The organism is Cupriavidus sp. 8B (assembly GCF_054589115.1).
Genome location: NZ_BAAILO010000125.1, coordinates 67,530 through 90,501, shown reverse-complemented (window position 1 = coordinate 90,501; position 22,972 = coordinate 67,530). Strand labels below are relative to the sequence as shown.

The following is a 22,972-nucleotide window of genomic DNA, read 5'->3' as shown; positions in this document are numbered from 1 at the left end:
AATCGCATCGCATCCCCGCGAAGTCGATTCACCCAAGGAGAAGACAGTCATGATCCGCACCGGGAAGCAGTACCTGGAATCCCTCAACGACGGCCGCGATGTCTGGGTCGGCAACGAGAAGATCGACAATATCGCCACCCATCCCAAGACGCGCGACTACGCGCAACGCCACGCCGACTTCTACGACCTGCACCACCGCCCCGACCTGCAGGACGTGATGACCTATATCGACGAAGACGGCGAGCGGCGCGCCATGCAGTGGTTCGGCCACCGCGACAAGGAGCAGTTGCGCCGCAAGCGCAAGTACCACGAGACCATCATGCGCGAGATGGCCGGCGCGTCGTTCCCGCGCACGCCGGACGTCAACAACTACGTGCTGACCACCTATATCGACGATCCGCTGCCGTGGGAGACGCAGTCCATCGGCGCCAACGGCAAGATCAAGGCGCGCAATATCGTCGACTTCATCCAGTTTGCCAAGGAGCATGATTTCAACTGCGCGCCGCAGTTCGTCGATCCGCAGATGGACCGCTCCAGCCCCGACACGCAGCAGAAATCGCCGGGCCTGCGCGTGGTGGAAAAGAACGACAAGGGCATCGTCGTCTCCGGCGTGAAGGCCATCGGCACCGGCGTGGCATTTGCCGACTGGATCCATATCGGCGTGTTCTTCCGCCCCGGCATCCCGGGCGACCAGATCATCTTTGCCGCGACCCCAGTCAACACCAAGGGCGTCACCATCGTCTGCCGCGAAAGCCTGGTGAAGGACGATCCGGTCGAGCATCCGCTGGCCGCGCAGGGCGACGAACTGGACGGCATGACCGTGTTCGACAATGTATTCATCCCGTGGTCGCACGTGTTCCATATCGGCAACCCCGAGCACGCCAAGCTGTATCCGCAACGCGTGTTCGACTGGCTGCACTATCACGCGCTGATCCGCCAGATGGTGCGCGCCGAACTGGTGGCAGGTCTCGCCGTGCTGATCACGGAGCATATCGGCACCAGCAAGATACCTGCGGTGCAGACCCGGCTGGCCAAGCTCATCGGCTTCCACCAGGCCATGCTGGCGCACGTGATTTCCAGCGAGGAACTTGGCTTCCATACGCCCGGCGGCCACTACAAGCCGAACATCCTGATCTACGATTTCGGCCGCGCGCTCTACCTGGAGAACTTCTCGCAGATGATCTATGAGCTGGTCGACCTGTCCGGCCGCAGCGCGCTGATTTTCGCCAGCGAGGACCAGTGGCAGGATGAAAAGCTCAACGGCTGGTTCGAGCGCATGAACAACGGCCCGGTGGGCAAGCCGCACGACCGCGTGAAGATCGGCCGCGTGATTCGCGACCTGTTCCTGACCGACTGGGGCAACCGCTTGTTCGTGTTCGAGAACTTCAACGGCACGCCGCTGCAAAGCATCCGCATGCTGACCATGCAGCGCGCCGAGTTCTCCGGCACCGGCCCCTATGGCAAGCTGGCGCGCCAGGTCTGCGGCATCGACCTGGTCGCCGAGCAAGACACCGAGTACACCAAGACCGCCGACTACGCCAAGGCACTCGATTCGGCCCGGCACCAGGAGGAAGTTGCACTGGCTGGCGCCATGGCGATCTGAGCCTCCTACTAACGACACCCCTTTTGTGCGAGCACCGGCGCGGCGTATCCGCGCCGGCCGCTCCACACTTCACACTGCCACACTCGACACCAAGGAAGATCACCATGTCCACCCACGAAATGCTGGCCACCCTGTTCAGCAATGCCCGCAGCCAGAACGGCTGGCGCGACCGCTCCGTCTCCGACGCACAACTGCGCGAAATCTATGAGCAGATGAAATGGGGCCCGACCTCGGTCAACTGCTCGCCCGCGCGCATCGTATTCGTGCGCACCCAGGAAGCCAAGCTCAAGCTCAAGGACGCATTGGCCCCGGCCAATATCGACAAGGTGATGAACGCGCCGGTGGTAGCCATCGTCGGCTACGACACCAGCTTCTACAAGAACCTGCCCGAGCTGTTCCCGCACAACCCGAGCGTCAAGACCTGGTTCGAAGGCGAAGAGAAGGCTGCCTTTGCCGAGATCACCGCCTTCCGCAACGGTACCCTGCAGGGCGCCTACCTGATCATGGCCGCGCGCGCGGTCGGCCTCGACTGCGGCCCGATGTCCGGCTTCAACAATGCCGCGGTCGACACCGCCTTCTTTGCCGGCACCACGATCAAGTCCAACTTTATCTGCGGCCTGGGCCACGGAGATCCCGCCAAGGTGTTCGCGCGCAGCCCCCGCCTGTCTTTCGAGCAGGCATGCACGCTGGCATGAGCGTCCGGCTTGCCGGTCCCCCAAGAATCTGGAGATAACAACATGCGCAATCTCGACCAAGACACCATCACGCAGGCGGTACTCGCGCGCCTGTCGGATACCCCGGTTCCGCGCATCAAGGAGATCGTGACCAGCCTGGTGCAGCACCTGCACAGCTTCGCGCGCGAAGTGAAGCTCACGGAAGCTGAATGGTTCAAGGGCATCCAGTACCTCACCGCCACCGGCCAGAAGTGCGACGACAAGCGCCAGGAGTTCATCCTGCTCAGCGATGTGCTCGGACTGTCGATGCTCACGGTATGCTTGAACAACCAGAAGCCACCGGGCTGCACCGAATCCACGGTGTTCGGCCCGTTCCACGTCGAAGGCGCTCCGCATTTCGAGGACGGCGCGGACCTGGCCAATGGCGCCAAGGGCGAGCCGTGCGAGGTACATTGTACGATCAAGGGCCTGGACGGCACGCCCGTGGCTGGTGCGACCATCGATGTCTGGCAAGCCGATGCCGACGGCAACTATGACGTGCAATACGCGGAACTGGATAAAGCGCAAGCGCGTGGCGTGCTGCAGGCGGGCGAGGACGGCAAGTTCAGCTTCCATACCATCGTGGCGCAGGCCTACCCCATCCCGGCCGACGGCCCGGTGGGCGAACTGTTGCGCGCGACCGGGCGCCATCCATGGCGGCCGGCCCACCTGCACTTCATGATCAAGGCCCCCGGCTATGAAACGCTGGTCACCCACGTGTTCCGCAAGGGCGACCGATACCTGGATTCCGACGCCGTGTTCGGCGTGCGCGAGTCCCTGGTCGGCGAGTGGATCCAGCAAGCGGATGGCGGCTACCGGCTCGACTTCGACTTCGTGCTGAACCGGGCCAAAGCCTAGTCCTGCGCGCCCGCCGCGGGTTGGCGCCAAGGCCGTCGGCAAGTTGTTCGTTGTTCCGCCAGAAGACAACCAGGAAAGCCTCATGAACAAACGACTTGCCGGCCGCGAGGTGAAGGTGCCCTTGGTGGTGGGCGCGGACGGCGCTCGCAGCACGGTGCGCAAGCGCGGCCGCTTCGGCTTCGAGGGCTTTACCTGGCGCGAGAAGTTCCTAGTCACCAATGTCGCCATGCCGATGGGAAACGCTGGGCTACACCGTCACGGCCTATGTCTCCGACCCCGAACACTGGGCCGTGGTGCTGAAGCTGTACGACGATGGCCGCCCCGACCTCTGGCGCGTTGCCATGCCGGCAGATCCCGATGTCGACGAACAGCATCCGCAACAAGAAAGCCATGGAAGAACACGACCCGCAAGTACGCCGCCAGAACCAGCGGGCGATGCACGCCATCTCGCTCGATCCTGATAAGTCGCGCGAGTTTTTGCTCGACAGCTCGATGATTGCTTCAATCCGCCGGGCCGACGCCATCGCCTGAGGCGCGGCATGCTACCAGCCGGCGCCGGGCGCAAGCCGCGGCACCGGCCACAACCACTTCATGGGAGACCCCACATGATGCAAGACAGCTTTATCTACTCGCCCCTGCCCGCGCGCGTGGTGTTCGGCAAGGGCTCGCTTGCCTCGCTGGCGCGAGAAGTCGAACAGCTCGGCGCCACGCGCGCCCTGGTGCTTTGCACGCCTGAGCAGATGCCACTGGCGCGGCGCGTTGCCGAGCTGCTCGGCGATCGCTATGTGGGCACGTTCCCGGGTGCGGTGATGCATGTGCCGATCGAGGTGGCGCGCGAGGCGCGCGCACTGGCGGCGCGCCTCGGCGCCGATTGCGCGGTGGCGGTCGGCGGTGGATCCACCATCGGCCTGGGCAAAGCCATTGCGCTGGAGTCGCCGATACCGATCGTGGCCGTGCCGACCACTTACGCCGGTTCGGAGATGACGCCCATTTACGGCATCACCGAGAACGGCGAGAAGAAGACCGGCCGCTCGGCGCAGGTGCTGCCGCGCAGCGTGGTCTACGATCCCGAGCTGACGCTTACCCTGCCGCCGGCGATCAGCGCCACCAGCGGCCTGAATGCCATCGCCCATTGCGTGGAAGCGATGTATGCCGCCGACGCCAATCCCGTCACCACGCTGATGGCCGAGGATGGCATTTGCGCCCTGGCCAGCGGGCTGCCGGAGGTGGTGACGCGTCCGCACGACATGGCGGCGCGCAGCGCGTGCCTGTACGGCGCGTGGCTGGCCGGCTCGGTACTCGGCACCTGCGCGGTCGCGCTGCATCACAAGCTCTGCCATACACTGGGTGGCATGTTGAATCTGCCGCATGCGCAAACGCACGCCATCATCCTGCCCCACGCGGTGCAATACAACGCGGCCGCCGCACCGCATGTCATGGCGCGTATTGCAGCAGCGCTGGGAAGCGACGACGCGGCGCGCGGATTGCACCAACTGGCGCGCCGGCTGCAAGTGCCGCTTGCGCTGGAGCAACTGGGCGTGCGGCACGGCGACCTGGCACGCGTGGCCGACCAGGCCCTGCGCGCGCCCTACCCCAATCCGGCGCCGCTGACGCGCGATGGCATCCTGCGCTTGCTGGAAAACGCATTCGCGGGCGTCGAGCCGCATTGAACCCGGCGCAGCCCGCAACGGACGGGAGCGCGCCATGAGGGATCGAGGATTGATCACCATGAGTCTGCGCGAAGTTGATCGCTTCAAGGTCATCCAGGCAACGACCGAGGCCTCTTGGCGCAATGGCGCGCCGCAGAGCGCTTAGATCTGACGATCCGGAAAGTCCGGGCGCTAGTGACAACCTAAAGGTGAGACCGTGCGGGCCCGCTCATTCCGTCCATTTGCGCTGATAGTCCATTTTTTCGAAGTGCTCTACCAGAAAATTGATGAAGGTCCGTACTTTCGCTGGCACGAACTTGCGGCTAGGGTACGCAAGATTGATGGTCAAGCGCGGCAGATTCCAGGCGTCAAGCACCGGGACGAGCCGTCCGCTGACAATATCCTCGTAAATAACATACTTCGGTTGCACCAAGATGCCGAGCCCCTGCAAAGCAGCGGCCCGGATGACTTGCCCCTCATTACTTTTCATGGCGCCGCTTACCGGCACCACCACCGCCATTCCATCACGGGTAAAGTGCAGCTCGTCGGGACGATTCGCATAGCTGTATAGTAACAACCTATGCGCAAGCAGGTCGTTCGGCTCGCGCGGTAGGCCGTGCTGCGACAGATAGCCGGGCGAGGCGGCAAGGACACGCCGGGTTTCGGCCAAACGCCTGATCGTAATATTCGAATCAGCCTCATACTCGCGCGTGCGTATCGCGAGGTCAATGTCGGTGTCCAGCAGATTGAAATACCGATTACTCACTTCCACGTCGACGCGTACCTCGGGATAACGTCGCGAATATTCGGGAAGCAGAGGCGCAATGTGACGCATGCAAAAAGACACAGTTGAAGTGATGCGCAACACACCTCGCGGATTCAGCGCTGTGGCACTCACCATCGACTCGGCCTCGTAAAACTCCGCCAGCAGGCGCTTGCAACGTTCGACATGTGCCTGACCCACCTCCGTCAGATACACGCGCCGGGTGCTGCGTTCCACTAGCCGCGCCCCGAGTCGGGCCTCCAGCGCAATCAGGTAGCGGCTGGCGGCAGACACCGATATCTCAAGCTTTTCGGCCGCCTTGCTTACGCTCCCCAACTCCGCGGTCCGCACCAAGAGCTCGATTTCAGTCAGTCTATCCATTGCGTCAAAACGCTATCTTGATCACAGCGGCAGGCACGTAGCGCACATCCGATTCGGCACCGCCTGGCACAAACCGGCTACGATGTCACGCGGCTCATTGTACGCATTCCCCGCCGCACTTTCAGCTCTCAAAGAGCATAGTATCTATAACCTCGCGGGCATAGCGCGAAGAAATAGCTCGGCGCATATTGACGCGTGAACCTGTTGGTCACATGGATACATGGACCATAGATCCCGCTACCGCCCGCCCCCCTTTATCTATGACTGATCGTCACGTCGTCGCATTGACACCGTTCCGGACACACGAGGTTCTTGTCACTGTTAATTCTGATATCTCGATACCTTTTCATGACACTTGCGACATCAAAACGAGCCCGTGAAGTGTTCAAGATTCCTGCTCGATACAGTCACTTTGCTTTTGGGATCCTTCAGTCCGGGTTGACTTGCGCAATCGCAGCCGCTATTTCGTGCGGTCCGCTTCTTTATCAGGGTGCGTTTGTGAGCCACTGGCTCAGATCATGGCTTTTTTCATGGCTTACGATGTTTCCAGTAGTCCTGCTCGCAGCACCTGCAATCCGCCGAGCAGTTAAATACATTACGCGTTGAATATCATTGCGCGAGCCGGAGATCGTGCGGCTCAGCTCCACCTGCATTGCCGCATATCGAGGGTGCCAGTCCCCCTACGGAAATGTCTCGCCGATGGCAAGGAACTTCAAGGAGAAGTAGTGAGCCCTCCCCCTCGTTCCGACGTTTCCGAATAAAAGAACATATTGACGGGGACTATGAGCATGTCCCCCTAGTCATGGACCGATGGACGCCGCCTCCGCCTATTGTGACTGAACCGAAGACCTCGATTGAGGACATCTTCCTTCGATAGCAAACGTGCTTTCCTGCCTGGGGTACGGCACAAGCGCGTGACTCGTCGCCAGCGCTTCCTGGATGAGATGGAAAGCGTGGTGCCGTGGCAGCGGCTGTTGGCAGCGATTGAGCCGCACTATCCCAAGGGACGGCGAGGCCGGCCGCCGATCGGACTGGAACGGTGCTGCGCATCTACTTCCTCCAGCAGTGGTATGGACTGTCGGACGAGGCACTGGAAGATGCGCTGTACGACAGCATGGCGATGTGCACGTTTGCGGGGATAGCCCTGGCGGTCGAAGCGGTGCCGGACGCGACAACCCTGCTGAAGTTTCGCAAGTTGCTGGTCGCGCATGATCTGACGCGAAAGCGGTTCGACGAGATTGGCATCATGCTGTGCGAGCGCGGGTTGTTGATGAAGGAAGGCACCTTCGTGGAGGCCGCCATCATCGCGGCCCCACCGTCGACCAAAAACGCCGAGACGCCGCGACCCGGAGATGCACCAGACCAGGAAGGGAAATGAGTGGCACTTTGGCATGAAGGCCCATATCGGCGTAGACCCGGCTTCAGGGCTGGTGCACAGCGTGCTGGGCACGGCGGCGAGCGTGTCTGAAGTTTCGCAGGCCCATGCCTTGTTGCAGGGCCGCGAAGACGATGCGTTTGGCGATTCGGGCTACGTCGGCGTCGACAAGCGCGACGAGATGCAAGGCAAGAGTGTGAAGTGGCACGTGGCGCTCAAACGCGGCAAGCTCAAGGCCATGCGCGACGGCGCCCTGAAGGACTTGCTGACGCAGGTCGAGCGCGCCAAGGCCCGAATTCGCGCTCGCGTTGAGCATCTCTTCCATGTCGTCAAGAATCTGCTTGGACATCGCAAGGTTCGCTACAAGGGCTTGGCCGAGAATTCGGCGCAGTTGTTTAGCCTGTTCGGCCTAGCCAATCTGGTGCTCGCGAAAAGGCCGCTGTTGGCGTCTGCGGGAAGTAATCCGTCCTGAGCGCGCAAAGCGCGTCAGGACGCGGGTCAAATGCCGGTTATTCCGCCAGAAATCGCCCCTCAAACCGCATTCCCTTCCCGCATCGTGGGAAACGGATGTGAGGTGGGCGGCAAGGTCCGGTGCAAGTGCCTTTAATCAGTTATTTCTTAGGCTGCAAAGAATCCCGGGGATCCGGCTGCTTCAGGTTGCTACAAGGGGCTCAAGAACGAGATCGCACTGCATCGTATAAAAATCCTCGTTCATTCTGGTGCCGTCCGGCGCGATGCCCGGCGCGTGCTTCACGTATTCACCAACGCATGATGACCGCACGCCGAACACGGCGTCGGAATCCAGGTATTCGTCGCCTTCAGCGAATATGTGCGTCACCAACGTATCGTAGCCCGGCTTCTGCACCATGAAGTGGATATGGGCCGGGCGCATCGGCGAGCGGTGCGTTGCCTCGAGCATCTGCCCGACCGTTCCGTCCGTCGGAATCGGGTAGCTCTTCGGTAGCACCGTACGCATCGAGAGAGCGCCGGATTCATCCGTGACGAATCTGGCGCGCAGCGACATGTTGTCCTGTGCCCACTCCGAATCCTGAACGTCGTAAAAACCCTCGGAATCCGCCTGCCAGCAGTCGACTGTCGCACCCGCCAGCGGCGTGCCGCTCGCCGTCAATACACGTGCCGACACAAAGCACGACTCACCTACTGCACCATTGGTGATATCGGCGCCATGCGGCGGCAGCACCGGCGCACCCGGCACATGAAACGGGCCGAAGACGGTCTGCTCCGTCGCGCCGCCGGAACGCCGATGGTTCTGCGCCACCACCAGTTGAGAGAGGCCGAGCGTGTCGCTCAACAGGATGAACTCCTGCCGCGTCCCATCGCACAAATGCCCCGTGGCGGTCAGGAAATCGATGCCCTGCTTCCACTCCGCTTCGGTGAGCTTCGTCTCCCGCGCAAACGTATGAAGATGCTGGACCAGGCTGACCAAAATCGTCTTGAGACGGTTTTCCGGCATGTCGACGAGCCGGGCGAGAACCGCTTGTGTGATGTTGTCTTCGTTGAGGTTGCGCATTGCATGCCTCCTTGGTTTTAACTATTCGTGAAACAGGCACCGGTCCGTGAGGCCGGCCGGTGTCGGCGCTTCGCTACTTTGAGTCGTTGTGCTTGCCGTGCTTCCAGCGCTCGATGACCGTCGCCGAGAACAGTCCGGCCTTCGTGAACGGGTCGTTTTCGACGAAGTTATGCACCTCGTCCCAACTTTCGGCCTCCATGATCAGGAAGCTACCGGTCATGTCCTTGTCGTCCGTTCCCGTTCCGGCACCAAGCATTGGGCCACCTACCTCGATCTTCGCTTTGTGCGGCCCCAGGTAGGCAAGGTGGGCTGCGTAGTTATCGAGCCGGATTTGAAGACTACCCGGACGGTCTTTGCGGTAGATCAGAAATTGCATGTTCGCTCCTTACGTTGGTTATATCCGCCCCGAAAGCGGAAAAAGGCATCCATCCCAGTGACACTATTGAAGCGCCGGTCTAACTCAATCCAATTCCTATGACGTGCTCCCGAAAGGCGGGACGCTGGCAAATCAGGTCATACCAGCGCCGCAGATGCTTATAACTGGGCCGCTCGAGAGGAAGTTCAAACCAGCGGTACGTCAGCGGGCCAATCGCGATGTCCGCAAGCGTCAACCCGTCGCCTCCGAGGTATCGACGGCCATCGAGTACCTCGTCGAGAACGAAAAAAAGTTTCGCATTTCGCTCCCGGTGACTTTCGATCAGGTCCGCCGAACGCTGACTAACCGGAGTGCGTACAATGCTCTGGAACAGCAGCGTGTTCGCCGGCCCCAATGTCGATAACTGCCAGTCCATCCAGCGCTCGACCCAGGCTCGATGTACCGGATCGGCCGGATACAGATCAAACGCTCCGAACCGATTTGAAAGATAGCGAAGAATGGTATTGGACTCCCAGACCACGGTGTCCATATCGAGCAGGGTCGGCACGACACCATTCGGATTCTTCCGAAGGTAGTCCACTTCCTTGTTGCCGCCAAATTGGCCACCCATATCGACGCGAACACAAGGTTGTCCGATTTCGGCAAGCAGCCACATGACCTTCTGAACGTTCGACGAGTTCGCTCGCCCCAGTACAGTCAGCATCGATTCGTTCGTCATGCGAGCACCTTCATACCTCGCCGGACGGCGGGCCTGGCACCGACGGCGTCGTACCAGCGCTTGACATGCGGAACAGTTCCCCAGTCGATCTGGTGCAGCTCAAACCGGGCGATCCATGGATAGATGGCGATGTCCGCGATGCTGTACGCCTCGCCTGCCACGAATTCGCTCTGTGCCAGCCTGTTGTTCAATACTCCATAAAGCCGATGTGTTTCCGCCGTAAAGCGGTCAAGACTGTACTTCTCCTGCGCGGCGTAACGCCGAAAGTGATGCGTCTGCCCGAACATTGGTCCGACACCGCCCATCTGGAACATCAACCATTGGATTGTGTGGTAACGCGCGATACCAGCCTCCGGTAACAACTGTTGTGCCTTGTCCGCGAGATAGACCAGTATGGCTCCGGACTCGAACAACGTAACTGCCCTGCCATCCGGCCCGTCGCTGTCCTGGATGACCGGAATCTTGTTGTTCGGATTCAGTGCCAAAAAGCCGGCGGCGAATTGACTACCGTTCATGATGTCAACGGAATGCACGTTATAAGGCATGGCCAGCTCCTCCAGCGCAATCGATACCTTGCGACCGTTCGGTGTACCCCATGTATAAAGCTCTATCATGTAATCTGCTCCAGATGTCCGTGATTCTGGTCCCGTGATGCCGTTTGGGTATATTTAGTGTAGAGAGCGGCCTAACCGCCGACAATGCCGCATGAGGGAAAGAGATTCCCAAATTCTGCAAACGAATCGTTCAGGTGCGGCGGCTGCGCAGCGTGACGAATTCCTCGGCCAGTGTTGGATGCACGCCGAGCGTTGTATCGAAATCGGCCTTCGTTGCCTTGGCCTTGATCGCGACCGCGATGCCCTGAATGATCTCTGCCGCATCGGCCCCGACGATATGTGCGCCGACGACCCGATCGGTACTTTCATCGACCACGAGTTTCACCAGTGCCTTCTCATTGCGTTGTGACAGCGCGGCACGCATCGGGCGAAGCGTGCTGCCATAGATCGCAACGTCCGCGTAGCGGGCACGCGCCTGTGCTTCGCTCAGCCCCACCGATGCTGCCTGTGGCTGGCTGAATACAGCGAAAGGCACATTGGCGTGGTCGATCGAGCGCGGCTTTCCGCCGAAAATGGTATCGGCAAACGCATGTCCTTCATGAATCGCAACCGGTGTCAGGTTCAGACGGTTCGTTACGTCGCCCACCGCATAGACACCTGGACAGGACGTTTGAGAAAATTCGTCGACCTTTATCGCACCGTTTATGTCCAACGCGACGTCGACTGTCTCGAGCCCGAGTCTCCATGTATTGCACATTCTTCCCGTCGCGGCCATGACGGCATCAACCTCGATGGCCTCTCCTGTGCTTAAATGGACCGAGAGCGCGCCGCGCTGCCGCTCGACAGCAACAACGTCAACACCGAGGCGCAAGTCTATGCCGCTTTTGCTTAGCTCATCACCCAGGTGATTTCGTAACTCGTCATCAAATCCGCGCAAGATCTGCGAGCCACGATGAAGTTGCACCACCTTCCTGCCAAGCCCGTTAAATATCCCTGCGAACTCGCAGGCAATATATCCGCCTCCGACAATCGCAATCCGGTCTGGGGCGGCAGGCAGATCAAAAGCGTCGTTTGACGTGATCATCAACTGCGCGCCGGGCACAGCCGGCATGGCAGGTGTCGCGCCCGTCGCGATCAGAATGGTGTTCGCGGATACTGAGGCCCCATTTATGGTGATCTCATTCGGTCCCGAAAATTGCGCCCGCCCAGTGAAAATCTCAACTCCTGCGGCCTCGAGCAAGCGCCGATAGATGCCTTCAAGTCGGGTTATTTCGGCATTTTTTGCCGCGATCAGCGAAGTCCAGCTATGGCTCGGATCCATCCGGCTCCAGCCAAAGCCGGCCGAGTCTGCGAAGCCCGGTCCGAACTGCGACGCGTACATCAATAGCTTCTTGGGGACGCAACCCCGGATAACACAGGTCCCGCCCAAACGGTATTCCTCGGCGATGGCGACTCTCGCGCCATGGCCAGCGGCGACGCGCGCGGCTCTCACACCGCCGGATCCTGCTCCGATCACGAACAGGTCAAAATCGTAGTTTTGCATGGGCACTCTCTGTTGAACGCCAGCCTCATAACGGGCGTATGCCGTCGTATGCACGCTCAAAACGGTTGTCTTATCGCGGCCCTTTCAAGCGGTCGGGGGATTCGGGTAGGGATGTTTGACGGCCCATATCCGCAGCGGGGTCGTAGAGCGGTCTGCGGAAGCACTCGCTTTTCCTCGCCAGAAACGTCTCTTCATACGGGCACTACTCTGCAAGATAGTCAACTTGATAGCGGGTGATCCGTAGATCAGCCAGTTCCCGCTTGACTCGCAAATGCTCGGGATGGATCGCATAGGAGTCGAGTGCCTCTCTGGACTCGAATTCTGAATAAAGAACGACATCACACGCGTAATCGATACCACTGACGTCGACGCCGATCTCGAGTGCAGTCAGGCCTGGTATCAGCGCCTGCAAACCGTCGAAAGCCGCTCTCACCCGACGGACGCTGTCGGCCTTCTCATCGGGCGTAGTGCCTCTCAGGTTCCACATCACGATATGTTTAATCATTTTTAAACGCTCTTTCCAAGAGTATTTCGGATCGCGCCCTCGCTGATGTTGATCCTTGCGAGATCGGAAGCTGATTTCGAGGACGATATGGCGGAAGACGCTCTGTGCAGCGACGCTAGGAGATTCGGATCGTCTAGCCGTCACCATGATGTGACTTTATGCGAAAGCCGAGCGACGCGGCATACCATCCCAGCAAATCAGTTTCCCACCAGGCGGGATACGCTTTATAAGTAGAGTGTTCAGAACTGGCAAATGCCCGGATGTTCAATCCAACGCCTACCGGCCACAATGGGGCTTACTCGTTTTTACGCCGAGCCGGCAACGGCGCGGGGAGCAATCTGCCGGGTTGTACACCGGCGTCGTAGGTCGGATCGCGCTCGTTCCCCTTCGTACCCGAGAAGGTGTCGCGCCATACCAACCTTTGTTCCCAGGCTCCCGCGCCTTCTCGACAGACCCATTTCCTCAACGAATTGGTGATTCAAGACACTGTCTAGAAGTGCATGCGCGCCAGAGCCCAGATGCGGGTACCCTGCGGCCGGTTGCGCGCGGCGAACTCGAACTGCGCCTTGACGGCAAAACTGAGCGAAGGCGACACCTGGTAGGAAACATACGGGCCCAGCGCCGTCACCCTCCCCCGGTTGCCGTTGCCGTTCACCCGTACACCGTTCTGGATATCGTCGGTGGTCTGCAGGTAGAAATAGCCGTTCACGCCGAGGCTCAGATGGGACGAGGCCCGGTAGCCCGAGCTGAATTCGATGCTGGCCTCGTCACCCGACTGGTAGTTGGTCGCCGTGTTCCTGGTATTGAAGCCATAGCGAAACTTGGCGCTGACATCAAAGTCCGGGGCCGGGAACCATGTGAAGGCATAGTTTGGCGCAAACTGGTAGTAGTTGCGCCCGATGTTGACCGGGTCGTTCACGCTGTACGCACCGGTCTTCAGGTGCGTCTCGAGGCCGAACATGTGGTGAAACGACGGCCAGTGCCAGCCCAGGATCACCGGCGAGAACGACACGTCTGCCAGGCCGCTCTTGTTTCCGCCGCGGTCGAGCGGGGGCAGCGGCGCCGGGCGCGCCACCCGCATGTCCAGGTCCACCGACAGAATGGGCTGCACCACGCGTGTCTCCACATTGGCGCCGAACACCCGCACGCCGGGCCACACGTAGGACAGTCGCGGCGCCAACGCATTGCTCCCCAGGTGGAATTCGGCCAGCTTGGGATTGTCATGGCCGCCGTTATCCTTGAAGTGCGTGGCATTGTAGTGCTGGTAGAACAGCAGCCAGTTCGCGCCTTCCGGCATCATCATGCCAGCGTGGTTGTTATCTACGCCCACCGGATACGAGTTGCCGCCACCTTCGGTCGCAATCGCCGACTCGCATATCAGCGAGCACGCCGCCGCCATCACCATCCTCCCAAGTCGGCACGGCATACGCGAACTCGCTGCCTGTGCGGCTCTCCCATATGGATTTGTGTTCATCCTCTTCTCCCCGGTGGCACTGCAATTTCCCCGCCACAATTGTCTTGAAGTGAAAACGGCGGCCCTCCCCGGACTTCACCACGCCGCAGCCCCGGGGCCGGTCGGGGTCGCCGTACTGCACGTCGAAGTGCCCGTCGGCATCGGCCTGCCACGTCTCCACCCCTGCGCCGGCGATGGGCTGTCCGTCGGTTCCGCTTACCCGGCCATAGACCGTGCATGGCTCGCCCAAGGCGCCCTTGCCGGCGTCCACACCGCGCTCGTAGTGGAGTACGCCTTCGACAAGGGTGACCCACTCTTGCTATGCGCTGGCAAGCACAACCAGGCACTCTCAGTGCAAACCAGTGTTTTCGCGTGTCCCCGCTCGTGCGAAACTAGACTAAGCTGTAGCCGCCCCCCATTGCTATGGATCCCCGCTCATGGACACTATTCCCCAGCGTAATGAAGAGGAACTGAGCCTGAATCACCTCCAGGTTCTGGACGTGCTGCTGTGCGAACGCAGCCTTACCAAGGCGGCCCGTGTCCTCAACCTGACACAGCCCGCCCTGAGCAAAACGCTCGCGCGGCTGCGCCATTATTTCGGCGATCCACTCTTCATCCGGGTGTCCTTGCGCATGCAGCCGACCCCGAAGGCGCTCGAACTCGCCGAGCCGGTCCGGGCGATCCTCGAGCGCATGCGTGCATTGCGCTCGGACCATATCTCGTTCGATCCGCGCACCAGCGACCGTACCTTCAGCTTCTTCCTGGTCGATGCCGGCGCCACGCAGATGCTGCCGATTCTGTTGAACCGGCTGGCCGAGGAGGCGTCGCGGATCCGGGTGCGGGCAGTCAACTGCGACGCGCAGCACCTCGACATGTGGCTGGAGACCGGCCTGGTCGATGTGGCCATCGGTTCGTTCCCGGCGCTGACCCAGGGCATCCGGCGCCTGCCACTGTGGCGGGAGTCATACGCGGCTGTGGTACGCAAAGGCCATCCACGGCTGCAGGGCAATCCCGACCTGGCCTCGTTTGCGGCCGAAAAGCACGTGCTGGTTTCCGCGATCGGGACGGGTCACGAGCACCTTTCGGCCGAGCGCGTGATCGAGAACGCGCTGCCGCGCGAGAACATCATCTGCCGTGTGCCGAGCTTCGCTACCGCAGCGCTGATCGCAATGCACTCCGATGTGGTTGCAACCCTGCCACTCACCCTCGCCAGGGCCTTCTGCGAGGACCTGGACCTCCGCCTGATCGACGTGCCCCTGCCGCTGCCGAGCATCGAGATTGCCCAGTACTGGCATGAGAGGGTCCACCGGGAACCCGGCAACCAATGGATCCGCTCGCTGATTCGCACGCTCTTCTCCCGGCCGGAAGCCCCCCTCCACACTGCCGGCACCGCGGGCAGGATGAGCGGCGGCTATAGTCTTCATGAGCCTGCGGCCATCGACGCCGGGCACAGCACCTCCTAGCATGCGCTCATCAGTACGCGAATACCGCCAGGCAGCAGTACACCCGGGCGCAAAAGGGAGGAGTCGGCGATACAAGTGACAAGAGATGCCAGCCAGATCAGTCTGGTAGGCTCAACGGTGTCGATCGGCACCTTCGACGGTCGATCAACGACATTCGCAAAGGCTTGCCGGCGCTCTCATGGGCAGCCGAGGTGCATAAAGACGCTGCGGGCTTCCTGACGCTATCCGACAAGGCGATCGCGGAAGATTTCACCGTTCTGTCGGTCGTCACCTTCTCGTTTGCGATTTATCTGATCGATGGCGGCCTCGCAGCCTGAAAGCATCCTGCAACAGGGGCGTCGCAGTGGGCCAGCATTGATCAGGTACGCCTGTTGGGCTTGGTTCTCCGGCAGGCCGGCGCCAGCGCGCCGGCTTTTTCGCGCTGACCGGCGGTACCCTGGTACCCGCAGGTGGAGTTGGCCCCATGAGCGGTTTGGAACAGGTCGGAAACCGTTGCCTCACTTGACACTATGATTGCCATAGCTATGGTGCCACTGAGCCGACGCGGGGACCGCGAGACGCGACCCCGTTCGCCAACACCTGCCGGTCCTACAGCGCGAACATGACGTTGTATTCGAAGCTGAGCTACAAGCCGTCGGACCTGGTGCCGGTGGCGGAAATGGCGGAGCTTCCGCTGTTCCTTTTCGCGAGCAAGAAACTGCCCGTCAAGACGGTCGCTGAACTCGTCGACTACGATAGAAAGTATCCTGATGCGCTGACCTTCGGCTCCGGCGACGTTGGCAGCTCCGCGCACCTGACCAGGGAGCGGCTGGCGATGGAAGCAAAGGTCAGGATAACCCATGTTCCATACAACGGCAGTGCGCCGATCCTGCCCGCGCTGGTGTCCGGCGAAGTCTCGGTCGCCTTCGATCCGCTACTGGTGCCGATGCCGCACGTGAAGTCGGACAAGATCAATGTGCTCGCCGTGGCGTCGACCAGGCGCTGTCCGGGCGAACCGAATATTCCCACCATGGAAGACGCTGGCTCTCCCGGCTTCGTGATGAGCTCGTGGACCGGGCTGCTTGCGCCGGCCGGCACGCCGCAGCCGATCATGGACCGCATGGCAAAGGAGATCGCTGACGCGACGCATAGCCCGGAGGTCGCGAAGAAGCTCACGGACCTGGGCTTCATTCCGGTGGGAGGCACCTCGGCCGAGTTTCGCAAGCTGATCGAGCGCGACACGACGCGCTACGAGGAAATCGTCAAGGCGGCCAAGATCACCCTCGACTAAGTCCGGATGCGGCGCCCGGCAGGACGATCACGCTGCCGGGCGGAGTCATGCTCCGTTGCTGTTGACTGTCGTGTATCTCGGCGGGCTCGGGCGGCCGAAGTGGCCGATACCCGGATGGGCGCGTTTTTTGTCGGCGCGACCGGGAAGGCGTGGAGCGTTGGTGGCTGGAGATGACCGGCTAAGGGAACAAGACGCGGCTGGTGCCGCGAGTGGCGCGACGCCATCGAATCCGCCGGTCACTACGACGAAACCGACGCTCGCGGCCGTCACCGCCGTGATCGACGGCGCGGCGTTCGGAACGGCACACTGGTCCACCGGTTCGACGGTCTCGGGTGGAGTCGGCCAGGCCGCTCGGCAGACTCAGCTGCACCGTCGCGAGCGGCGCATGCACAGACACGCACTTGCCGATCTATCAGGACATGCGCGGCAACGCTGACGAGTATGGCGATCGAACCGATCGTCTCGAACAAGGCTGAGATCATGGTGTCCTCACAGGACGAAGCACATTAACAGAGCATCGATCATCGGTGCAGCATCGTGGGCGCGTAGGCTCGCACGAAGAACGCCAGCGTGATGCAGGAGGTCGCGAGCAACGTGCCCGCGCGGATGATTCCCGGCGACGCGCGTCGTCCGATCCGCGCGCCGCCATATCCGCCGATGACCGCTGCGACCAGCATCGCAAGCGTCTCGGGCCAGCGCACCGCATGCGCGACAACGAACGTGAGGACGGCGACCGCGTTCGCCGCACTGACGAGCAGCGTGCGTGGCGCGTTCAGACTCTTGAGATCGCGGCTGTCGAGCAGTCCCCACATCGCGAGCATCATGATCCCGACCGCACCGCCGAAGTAGCCGCCATACACACCGAGCGCGAACTGAATCGCCAGCACCGCATGCCCGTGAATGCGCCAGCGCACGCGCAGCGCCTCGCCGAGCCGTCGTCCGAACGCAAGCGCAAGCGTCGCAATCAGCAACAGCCACGGCAGCACGAGCGAGAAAGCAGTCGACGACGTCCACAGCAACAGCATCGCCCCGGCGAATCCCCCGCACAGCGTCGCGACCAGCAGCGAGCGCATCGACACCGAACCTACCGGCCCGAGTCCGTCGCGATACGCCCACACGCTCGCGATGCCGCCGGGGAAGAGCGCGACCGTGCTCGACGTATTCGCCAGAACCGGTGGCACGCCCGCCGCAATCAGCGCTGGCAAGCTGACGAACGAGCCGCCGCCTGCCAGCGCATTCATCGCGCCAGCCAGTAATCCTGCGCAGAAAACCAAAAGAAGTGGATGCATGGGAACGATGCTAGCGACGAAGCTGCATCCTCGCAATCTGGCATTTCCAGTGCTAGACTTCGGAGAAACCGAAAGCACGAGATCCAGTCATGCGCTTCGACTTGACAGATATGCGGCTATTCCTGACCGTGGTGGAATGCGGCAGCCTGACACAGGGCGCACAGGCGATGCATCTGGCTCTCGCGTCAGTCAGCGAGCGCATCGCCGGCATGGAGACGGCGCTAGGCGCGCCATTGCTGGAGCGTAACCGTCGCGGCGTGCGCGCAACCGCGGCCGGCGAGGCGCTGGTCCGACACGCCCGCTCGATCCTCGGCCAGGTTGAACAGATGCGCGGCGAATTGCGTGCGTACGCGACGGGCCTGAAAGGACGCATCAGGCTGCTATCCAACACCGCGGCGTTGGCCGCGTTTCTGCCGCCACAACTCAGCCGCTTCCTCGCGGCCTATCCCGATCTTTCGATCGATCTCGAAGAGCGTCCCAGTTCGCACATCGTCCAGGCGTTGGCGGAGGGGCGCGCGGATCTCGGCATCGTTGCCGACATCACGGACCTCGCGAACTTGCAAACGCATCTGATTGCACAAGACCAACTCGTCGTAGTGGCCAGTCGCTCGCATCGTGCAGCATCGCAAGCGTCCGTGGCGTTCACGGATATTCTCGACGAGGCTTTTGTTGGTCTGGCGGACACGGCGCTGGAATCGCATCTCGCGGAGCGCGCGTCGCGTCTTGGCCGCCAGCTTTATTACCGCATCCACATGCGCAGCGTCGAGCATGTGGGCATGCTGGTCGAGGCGGGTATCGGCATATCGATTCTGTCCAACGCCTCGGCTAGGACATTGCGCCGCCAAAGTCTTGCGATCCTGCCACTTTCGGAACCGTGGGCGGCGAGGCGGCTTCATCTTTGCGCGCGCGATTTTGCAGCGCTGACGCCGCATGCCGATCTACTTGCGCAGCAGTTGATCGAAGGAGCCGACCAATGGTTGCGAACGGCATCGACTTCACCGTGATTCTCGCTTTCGATTGATTCGATCGGCCTCACGCATGGAGGATTCAATGCGCACTTCGCGTCCAAGGGCGAAGTACTGGCAGAGGCGATCACCCATGCCACCTCCGAGACATTGCAGTATCCGGAGAAGACTGCAGCAGACGGCGGCGGCCGGATGCCAGGATTCGGTGTTCAAGAAACACCGGAATCTGATCATGCCAAGACCACGCTGGGACTCCGCGGGAAGTCTCGTTCTGGGTTCTCGAAAAAAATGCGCAGGAGTTTACATCTAGCGGTGCTCCGCCGCGGTCCAAAGCCGACGAGCGACGGCCATGTGTTCTCTGCTCGCCGCTGTCCGCTGGAATGCGACCGGTATCGACGGGTCGCCTGCCGCTATCCTCAATAAGTGTGCGCCGGGCAAGAAGGTTTGTCCGTGCTGCGTCCGCTGATCGTCGACAGGAAACGATCCTGCTCGTCCGGAAACTGGTGACCGTTGATGTGACGGCATCGCCGGGATAATGGCGCGCCTTGACCTAAAAAGCTCGAGGTCAATCGATTGACTCCTGAGTCGCCCGCAGAGCAATGGAACCTGGCGATGCGATGATGCGGCAATCATTGCCGCATCAACCGGCGCATGTCACTTGCTCCGCACAGGGCTGTCGACCGCCCCCGCCTTCATGCTGCCTTGCGATGACGGGCCCTTGCGGAACAGCGCGTAAGGCGTTCCCCGCTCCGGATGCGCAGTGGTTTCATCAATGACGCGCTCCACATCGGGAACGTCGCGCAGCGCGGCCATGAACGGCGCCACCGGAAAGCCCGGTGCCACGCAGCCCTGGACCAGCAGCCAGCGCTGCCACACCGTCACCCACAAGGTACTCTGCCGCCACGCTGGCAGGTTGGCCGACAGCCATTGCAGCCTGCGGCGCGTGCTGTCGGCAATCTCCTCGTCGTAAGTGAAGGCGTTCGGCAGGCGGCAGCGCCCTTCCACCCAGCAATGGTTGCCGTGCTCGATGCGGTGATGTGACTCGCGCTTCCACTCGGCTTCATTCACGCGCGGACCGGCCGGCTCCGGGCAGTTGGGAATCGCCGAGGAAACCTGGAAGAACGGGTCATGACCGCGGTTCTGCAGGTCGTCCTCGGCATGGATGCCGGGCGTCAGGAGCAGCAGTAGCAGCGCGCACAGCGTGCAGCGGTGGTCGATCATCATTGATGTCCTCCTGAGCCCGGCTTTGTGCGAGGCGCACCCCGTTGCATCTGCAGCACGTCGTTACGGACATGCAAGGTGCCGTACTCCACGAGAATTGCGGGCACTTCCTGCCGGAAGAGCGGCAGGTTCAGTTGTACTTGCGGTCACCGCGCTCTGGGCATCGCGCCGCCGATCCACCGCTAAAGCTTGTCGACATCGATCACAGCCTGTGCGAATGCCTGTGGGGCTTCCTGCGGAAGGTTATGGCCGATACCGCCAGTGACGGTTCGGTGCTCATACCTGCCGGTGTACTTGCCTGCATAGGCGCTGGACGGCGGATGCGGCGCCCCGTTTGCATCACTCTCCATGGTGATGCTTGGCACGCCTATCGATGGCGCCGACGCGAGCCGCCGCTCGAGGTCGTCGTATTTCGCCTCGCCCGCGGCAAGCCCTTGCCGCCAACGGTAGTTGTGGACGGTAATGTCAACGTGGTCGGGATTGTTCAACGCCGCCGCACTGCGCTCGAAGGTAGCGTCGTCGAACTTCCACTTGGGAGACGCCTGCCGCCAGATCAATTTAGCGAAATCGTGCGTGTATTTCTGATAGCCATCGCGTCCACGGTCCGTTGCCAGATAGAACTGGTACCACCACTGGAACTCAGCCTCGGGGGGCAACGGCTTCTTGCCCGCCACCTGACTGCCAATCAGGTAGCCGCTTACCGATACCAGTCCCTTGCAACGCTCGGGCCACAGCGCTGCGATGACGTCGACGGTGCGCGCGCCCCAATGGAACCCGGCGAGGATTGCTGTCTGGATACTGAGCGCATCCATCAGCGCGATGATGTCGAGTGCAACGGCTGCCGGCTGGCCGTTGCGCATGGTCTCGTTAGACAGGAATCGCGTCGAGCCATAACCGCGCAAGTACGGCACAATCACGCGATACCCGCGCGACGCCAGTAGAGGCGTGACGTCGACGAAGCTGTGAATATCGTAAGGCCAGCCGTGGAGCAGCACGACCGCCGGCCCGTCGGCCGGACCAGCCTCGGCGTAGCCGACGTTGAGCAACCCGGCGTCGATCTGCTTGAGCGATGCAAAAGATGTATGGGTACCCGGCTTGATCGGGGGCAGAGGCGCCGGTCTCGACTGACTGGTCTGGGCTCTGGCAGAAGACAGCATGCCGTACTGAGCGGCAGCGAGCGTCAAGGCCGCCACACCGAGGAAATTGCGCCGAGGCGAATTGATTTTCTTCGTCATCTTCGTCTCCCGTGGGGGATTGATACAGTCCATCTTGTTCTCCAGAAATGCGTTTTTGTCGGCGCGAATTGCGCGCTGTACCTCGCGCGCAGGCCGTCAGGCGCAACGCGGCAAAGCCCGCATCGCCTGCGCAAACAGTGCGTTGACATCGTTGCTGGGAATCGCGTCGTCGTTATAGCCGAACGTGCCGTGCTCGCACATCTCGTGCGCGGCGCGCAGGAACGCGCCGAACGCAGCGCGCGCGAGCGATCCGCCGACGCTCACCCGCTTCACACCGAGACCGGCCAGCTCATCGAGGCTCAGCCGCACGCCCTGCAAGCCCATCAGCACGTTGACCGGCTCAGCGCGCCCGGCGACGCCATGCTCCGTGCTGAAATATCGTCTGTTGGTCAAGGCCTGATACGATGCACGTGGGTTTCAGGCCCGATTGGCGAGACGTCGCAACGTAGGCATCAGATCAACCGGATCCGGACGCCGCGTGTAATCCGGATTCACTTCCGCATAAACAATCGCGCCGTCCCGGGAAATGACATAGCGCGCAGGCATTGGCAGGGTCCAGCCCGGCGCCCCGTTGATGACGGGCAAGTCAATGCCAAACTCCTTGTAGACTTCGACAAGCTCATCCTGCAGCCGGAAGCGGATGCCAAACCCATCCGCCACACGGCCACCAACATCCGTCAGAATCGGATAGCTCAGCTTGTTGTTACGCTGTGATTTCAAGCTGTTCGCGGCCGTCTGCATCGAAATGGCGACCAGACTGGCGCCCAGCGAGCGGATTTCGTCAGCAGCAACTTCGATCGCCTGTAGTTCGATGTTGCAGTACGGACACCAGACACCACGATAGAACGTGATGACCAGCGCCCCCTGCTTCAGCAGTTCGATCGACGAAACCGGACGCCCCTCTGCGTCCAGCAAAGTGAACTCGGGTGCCTGGTCGCCCGCCTTCAGCGCGCGCTCCGCCTGCCCGGTCGCGACGAGCGCGGCGGTGGTCCGGTGAAAAATTTCCACGACGTGAGGTGGTGCAACTTTTCCCTCGAAGTTCGCCTTGAAGGCATCCAGCTTCTCTTGCAAACCCATTTCTGCCTCTAGTTGGTTACCGTTGGTAGCAGCGCGCTCGAATAGCGATTCATTCCTGCCGCAGTGAGCAGCTTGATCAGCGTAACCTCGCACGTGGCAATTCAGCTCATGAACGACCCGCAGCGCTACGCATTCGGAGACTCTATAAGTACCGATGCGACGACGAAAGATGCGGCACGGTACAAGACTTGTACCTGCCCGGAATAAATCGTATGGCTACCGTCAAACCTTCGCGCATTTGTTCCTGACTGACACAAGTGTTGTACTCGTGTTGGTGTTTACGCTATGTGCTTGCCTGCACATAATTGCTCCGCCTACTGCGAACTGCGGTTTGCGGTCAATCAAGGCAGTGGCGATTTGAGGTTTGCCGACTGGCTGCCTGTATAAGCGGTTCAGGTGGGCAATCATGAAAGTGTTTGCCCAGGGTATT

Annotated in this window: 21 protein-coding genes and 5 pseudogenes; 12 read left to right on the top strand and 14 right to left on the bottom strand. The window is 61.3% G+C overall.

Going from position 1 to position 22,972, the window contains the following annotated elements; translation table 11 throughout:
• Positions 1-49 precede the first annotated feature (49 nt).
• The 6 genes and pseudogenes from ACYP5B_RS13530 (at position 50) to ACYP5B_RS13505 (ending at position 4,844) form a co-directional block, all read left to right on the top strand.
• On the top strand, positions 50-1,603 hold the full coding sequence (locus tag ACYP5B_RS13530; protein ID WP_459569976.1) for a 4-hydroxyphenylacetate 3-hydroxylase family protein: 1,554 nt from the start codon (positions 50-52) through the stop codon (positions 1,601-1,603).
• A 104-nt stretch (positions 1,604-1,707) separates the two neighbouring features.
• Complete coding sequence (locus tag ACYP5B_RS13525) at positions 1,708-2,298, top strand: malonic semialdehyde reductase (RefSeq protein ID WP_400102402.1); 591 nt, start codon at positions 1,708-1,710, stop codon at positions 2,296-2,298.
• A 42-nt stretch (positions 2,299-2,340) separates the two neighbouring features.
• Positions 2,341-3,174 carry an intradiol ring-cleavage dioxygenase gene (locus ACYP5B_RS13520; protein ID WP_459569975.1) on the top strand — a complete coding sequence of 278 codons (834 nt, stop codon included), beginning with the start codon at positions 2,341-2,343 and terminating at the stop codon, positions 3,172-3,174.
• 82 nt (positions 3,175-3,256) lie between these two features.
• Positions 3,257-3,523 (top strand): annotated as a pseudogene (locus tag ACYP5B_RS13515) (hypothetical protein); the annotation flags it as partial.
• Positions 3,524-3,531: 8 nt separating this feature from the next.
• Positions 3,532-3,705, top strand: coding sequence for a hypothetical protein (locus ACYP5B_RS13510; RefSeq protein ID WP_459570013.1), 174 nt, complete (start codon positions 3,532-3,534; stop codon positions 3,703-3,705).
• A gap of 74 nt (positions 3,706-3,779) precedes the next feature.
• Positions 3,780-4,844, top strand: coding sequence for a maleylacetate reductase (locus tag ACYP5B_RS13505; RefSeq protein WP_459569974.1), 1,065 nt, complete (start codon positions 3,780-3,782; stop codon positions 4,842-4,844).
• A gap of 208 nt (positions 4,845-5,052) precedes the next feature.
• Here the strand turns inward: ACYP5B_RS13505 and ACYP5B_RS13500 are convergent, their stop codons facing one another.
• A complete protein-coding gene (locus ACYP5B_RS13500; RefSeq protein ID WP_459569973.1) occupies positions 5,053-5,967 on the bottom strand; it encodes a LysR family transcriptional regulator in 915 nt (304 codons plus the stop codon).
• Positions 5,968-6,315: 348 nt separating this feature from the next.
• On the opposite strand from ACYP5B_RS13500, the gene ACYP5B_RS13495 reads away from it, so the two are divergent.
• Together ACYP5B_RS13495 and ACYP5B_RS13490 are read left to right on the top strand one after the other, a co-directional pair.
• Complete coding sequence (locus ACYP5B_RS13495; RefSeq protein WP_459569971.1) at positions 6,316-6,573, top strand: DUF2798 domain-containing protein; 258 nt, start codon at positions 6,316-6,318, stop codon at positions 6,571-6,573.
• Positions 6,574-6,857: 284 nt separating this feature from the next.
• Positions 6,858-7,814, top strand: a pseudogene (locus ACYP5B_RS13490) (IS5 family transposase).
• Between the two features lie 180 nt (positions 7,815-7,994).
• Here the strand turns inward: ACYP5B_RS13490 and ACYP5B_RS13485 are convergent.
• From ACYP5B_RS13485 to ACYP5B_RS13450, 8 genes are all read right to left on the bottom strand, one after another.
• Positions 7,995-8,873 (bottom strand): intradiol ring-cleavage dioxygenase, encoded by an 879-nt coding sequence (locus ACYP5B_RS13485; RefSeq protein WP_459569970.1) that lies wholly within the window; start codon positions 8,871-8,873, stop codon positions 7,995-7,997.
• 73 nt (positions 8,874-8,946) lie between these two features.
• Positions 8,947-9,249 (bottom strand): YciI family protein, encoded by a 303-nt coding sequence (locus ACYP5B_RS13480; RefSeq protein ID WP_459569969.1) that lies wholly within the window; start codon positions 9,247-9,249, stop codon positions 8,947-8,949.
• 79 nt (positions 9,250-9,328) lie between these two features.
• Entirely contained in the window at positions 9,329-9,967 is a 639-nt protein-coding gene (locus ACYP5B_RS13475) for a glutathione S-transferase family protein (protein ID WP_459569967.1), read from the bottom strand.
• Positions 9,964-10,581 carry a glutathione binding-like protein gene (locus tag ACYP5B_RS13470; protein ID WP_459569966.1) on the bottom strand — a complete coding sequence of 206 codons (618 nt, stop codon included), beginning with the start codon at positions 10,579-10,581 and terminating at the stop codon, positions 9,964-9,966. Before ACYP5B_RS13470 ends, ACYP5B_RS13475 begins: the two co-directional genes overlap by 4 nt.
• A gap of 130 nt (positions 10,582-10,711) precedes the next feature.
• On the bottom strand, positions 10,712-12,064 hold the full coding sequence (gor, locus tag ACYP5B_RS13465) for a glutathione-disulfide reductase (RefSeq protein ID WP_459569965.1): 1,353 nt from the start codon (positions 12,062-12,064) through the stop codon (positions 10,712-10,714).
• Between the two features lie 202 nt (positions 12,065-12,266).
• The gene (locus ACYP5B_RS13460; protein WP_267606398.1) at positions 12,267-12,569 is read right to left on the bottom strand and encodes a Dabb family protein; all 303 of its coding nucleotides are present in this window, start codon (positions 12,567-12,569) and stop codon (positions 12,267-12,269) included.
• Positions 12,570-13,059: 490 nt separating this feature from the next.
• Positions 13,060-13,872 carry a SphA family protein gene (locus ACYP5B_RS13455; protein ID WP_318233679.1) on the bottom strand — a complete coding sequence of 271 codons (813 nt, stop codon included), beginning with the start codon at positions 13,870-13,872 and terminating at the stop codon, positions 13,060-13,062.
• Positions 13,873-13,885: 13 nt separating this feature from the next.
• Complete coding sequence (locus ACYP5B_RS13450; protein WP_459569963.1) at positions 13,886-14,293, bottom strand: dioxygenase family protein; 408 nt, start codon at positions 14,291-14,293, stop codon at positions 13,886-13,888.
• Between the two features lie 166 nt (positions 14,294-14,459).
• On the opposite strand from ACYP5B_RS13450, the gene ACYP5B_RS13445 reads away from it, so the two are divergent.
• From ACYP5B_RS13445 to ACYP5B_RS13435, 3 genes and pseudogenes are all read left to right on the top strand, one after another.
• A complete protein-coding gene (locus ACYP5B_RS13445; RefSeq protein ID WP_459569961.1) occupies positions 14,460-15,485 on the top strand; it encodes a LysR family transcriptional regulator in 1,026 nt (341 codons plus the stop codon).
• 137 nt (positions 15,486-15,622) lie between these two features.
• Positions 15,623-15,736: pseudogene (locus ACYP5B_RS13440) on the top strand (alpha/beta hydrolase); the annotation flags it as partial.
• A 335-nt stretch (positions 15,737-16,071) separates the two neighbouring features.
• Positions 16,072-16,755: pseudogene (locus ACYP5B_RS13435) on the top strand (Bug family tripartite tricarboxylate transporter substrate binding protein); the annotation flags it as partial.
• Positions 16,756-17,276: 521 nt separating this feature from the next.
• Here ACYP5B_RS13435 and ACYP5B_RS13430 read toward each other — a convergent pair.
• Positions 17,277-18,044, bottom strand: coding sequence for a sulfite exporter TauE/SafE family protein (locus tag ACYP5B_RS13430; RefSeq protein ID WP_459569960.1), 768 nt, complete (start codon positions 18,042-18,044; stop codon positions 17,277-17,279).
• Between the two features lie 89 nt (positions 18,045-18,133).
• Here ACYP5B_RS13430 and ACYP5B_RS13425 point away from each other — a divergent pair, with 89 nt between their 5' ends.
• On the top strand, positions 18,134-19,048 hold the full coding sequence (locus tag ACYP5B_RS13425) for a LysR family transcriptional regulator (RefSeq protein WP_459569959.1): 915 nt from the start codon (positions 18,134-18,136) through the stop codon (positions 19,046-19,048).
• A gap of 615 nt (positions 19,049-19,663) precedes the next feature.
• On the opposite strand, the gene ACYP5B_RS13420 is transcribed toward ACYP5B_RS13425, so the two are convergent.
• The 4 genes and pseudogenes from ACYP5B_RS13420 to ACYP5B_RS13405 form a co-directional block, all read right to left on the bottom strand.
• Positions 19,664-20,233 (bottom strand): BON domain-containing protein, encoded by a 570-nt coding sequence (locus ACYP5B_RS13420; RefSeq protein ID WP_459569958.1) that lies wholly within the window; start codon positions 20,231-20,233, stop codon positions 19,664-19,666.
• Between the two features lie 179 nt (positions 20,234-20,412).
• Entirely contained in the window at positions 20,413-21,465 is a 1,053-nt protein-coding gene (locus tag ACYP5B_RS13415) for an alpha/beta fold hydrolase (RefSeq protein WP_459569957.1), read from the bottom strand.
• A 96-nt stretch (positions 21,466-21,561) separates the two neighbouring features.
• A pseudogene (locus ACYP5B_RS13410) lies at positions 21,562-21,804 on the bottom strand (isocitrate lyase/phosphoenolpyruvate mutase family protein); the annotation flags it as partial.
• Positions 21,805-21,882: 78 nt separating this feature from the next.
• Complete coding sequence (locus ACYP5B_RS13405; RefSeq protein WP_459569955.1) at positions 21,883-22,542, bottom strand: peroxiredoxin-like family protein; 660 nt, start codon at positions 22,540-22,542, stop codon at positions 21,883-21,885.
• Between the last annotated feature and the right edge of the window lie 430 nt (positions 22,543-22,972).

Excerpts from the sequence above, each read along its gene's own strand:
- ACYP5B_RS13520 (WP_459569975.1), top strand. The coding sequence starts at position 2,341 with ATGCGCAATCTCGACCAAGACACCATCACGCAGGCGGTACTCGCGCGC.
- ACYP5B_RS13470 (WP_459569966.1), bottom strand. The coding sequence starts at position 10,581 with ATGATAGAGCTTTATACATGGGGTACACCGAACGGTCGCAAGGTATCG.
- ACYP5B_RS13445 (WP_459569961.1), top strand. The coding sequence starts at position 14,460 with ATGGACACTATTCCCCAGCGTAATGAAGAGGAACTGAGCCTGAATCAC.
- ACYP5B_RS13460 (WP_267606398.1), bottom strand. The coding sequence starts at position 12,569 with ATGATTAAACATATCGTGATGTGGAACCTGAGAGGCACTACGCCCGAT.
- ACYP5B_RS13525 (WP_400102402.1), top strand. The coding sequence starts at position 1,708 with ATGTCCACCCACGAAATGCTGGCCACCCTGTTCAGCAATGCCCGCAGC.
- ACYP5B_RS13430 (WP_459569960.1), bottom strand. The coding sequence starts at position 18,044 with ATGCATCCACTTCTTTTGGTTTTCTGCGCAGGATTACTGGCTGGCGCG.
- ACYP5B_RS13510 (WP_459570013.1), top strand. The coding sequence starts at position 3,532 with ATGTCGACGAACAGCATCCGCAACAAGAAAGCCATGGAAGAACACGAC.
- ACYP5B_RS13455 (WP_318233679.1), bottom strand. The coding sequence starts at position 13,872 with ATGATGATGCCGGAAGGCGCGAACTGGCTGCTGTTCTACCAGCACTAC.
- ACYP5B_RS13425 (WP_459569959.1), top strand. The coding sequence starts at position 18,134 with ATGCGCTTCGACTTGACAGATATGCGGCTATTCCTGACCGTGGTGGAA.
- ACYP5B_RS13485 (WP_459569970.1), bottom strand. The coding sequence starts at position 8,873 with ATGCGCAACCTCAACGAAGACAACATCACACAAGCGGTTCTCGCCCGG.
- ACYP5B_RS13415 (WP_459569957.1), bottom strand. The coding sequence starts at position 21,465 with ATGACGAAGAAAATCAATTCGCCTCGGCGCAATTTCCTCGGTGTGGCG.
- ACYP5B_RS13480 (WP_459569969.1), bottom strand. The coding sequence starts at position 9,249 with ATGCAATTTCTGATCTACCGCAAAGACCGTCCGGGTAGTCTTCAAATC.
- gor (WP_459569965.1), bottom strand. The coding sequence starts at position 12,064 with ATGCAAAACTACGATTTTGACCTGTTCGTGATCGGAGCAGGATCCGGC.
- ACYP5B_RS13495 (WP_459569971.1), top strand. The coding sequence starts at position 6,316 with ATGACACTTGCGACATCAAAACGAGCCCGTGAAGTGTTCAAGATTCCT.
- ACYP5B_RS13530 (WP_459569976.1), top strand. The coding sequence starts at position 50 with ATGATCCGCACCGGGAAGCAGTACCTGGAATCCCTCAACGACGGCCGC.
- ACYP5B_RS13475 (WP_459569967.1), bottom strand. The coding sequence starts at position 9,967 with ATGACGAACGAATCGATGCTGACTGTACTGGGGCGAGCGAACTCGTCG.
- ACYP5B_RS13505 (WP_459569974.1), top strand. The coding sequence starts at position 3,780 with ATGATGCAAGACAGCTTTATCTACTCGCCCCTGCCCGCGCGCGTGGTG.
- ACYP5B_RS13420 (WP_459569958.1), bottom strand. The coding sequence starts at position 20,233 with ATGATGATCGACCACCGCTGCACGCTGTGCGCGCTGCTACTGCTGCTC.
- ACYP5B_RS13405 (WP_459569955.1), bottom strand. The coding sequence starts at position 22,542 with ATGGGTTTGCAAGAGAAGCTGGATGCCTTCAAGGCGAACTTCGAGGGA.
- ACYP5B_RS13500 (WP_459569973.1), bottom strand. The coding sequence starts at position 5,967 with ATGGATAGACTGACTGAAATCGAGCTCTTGGTGCGGACCGCGGAGTTG.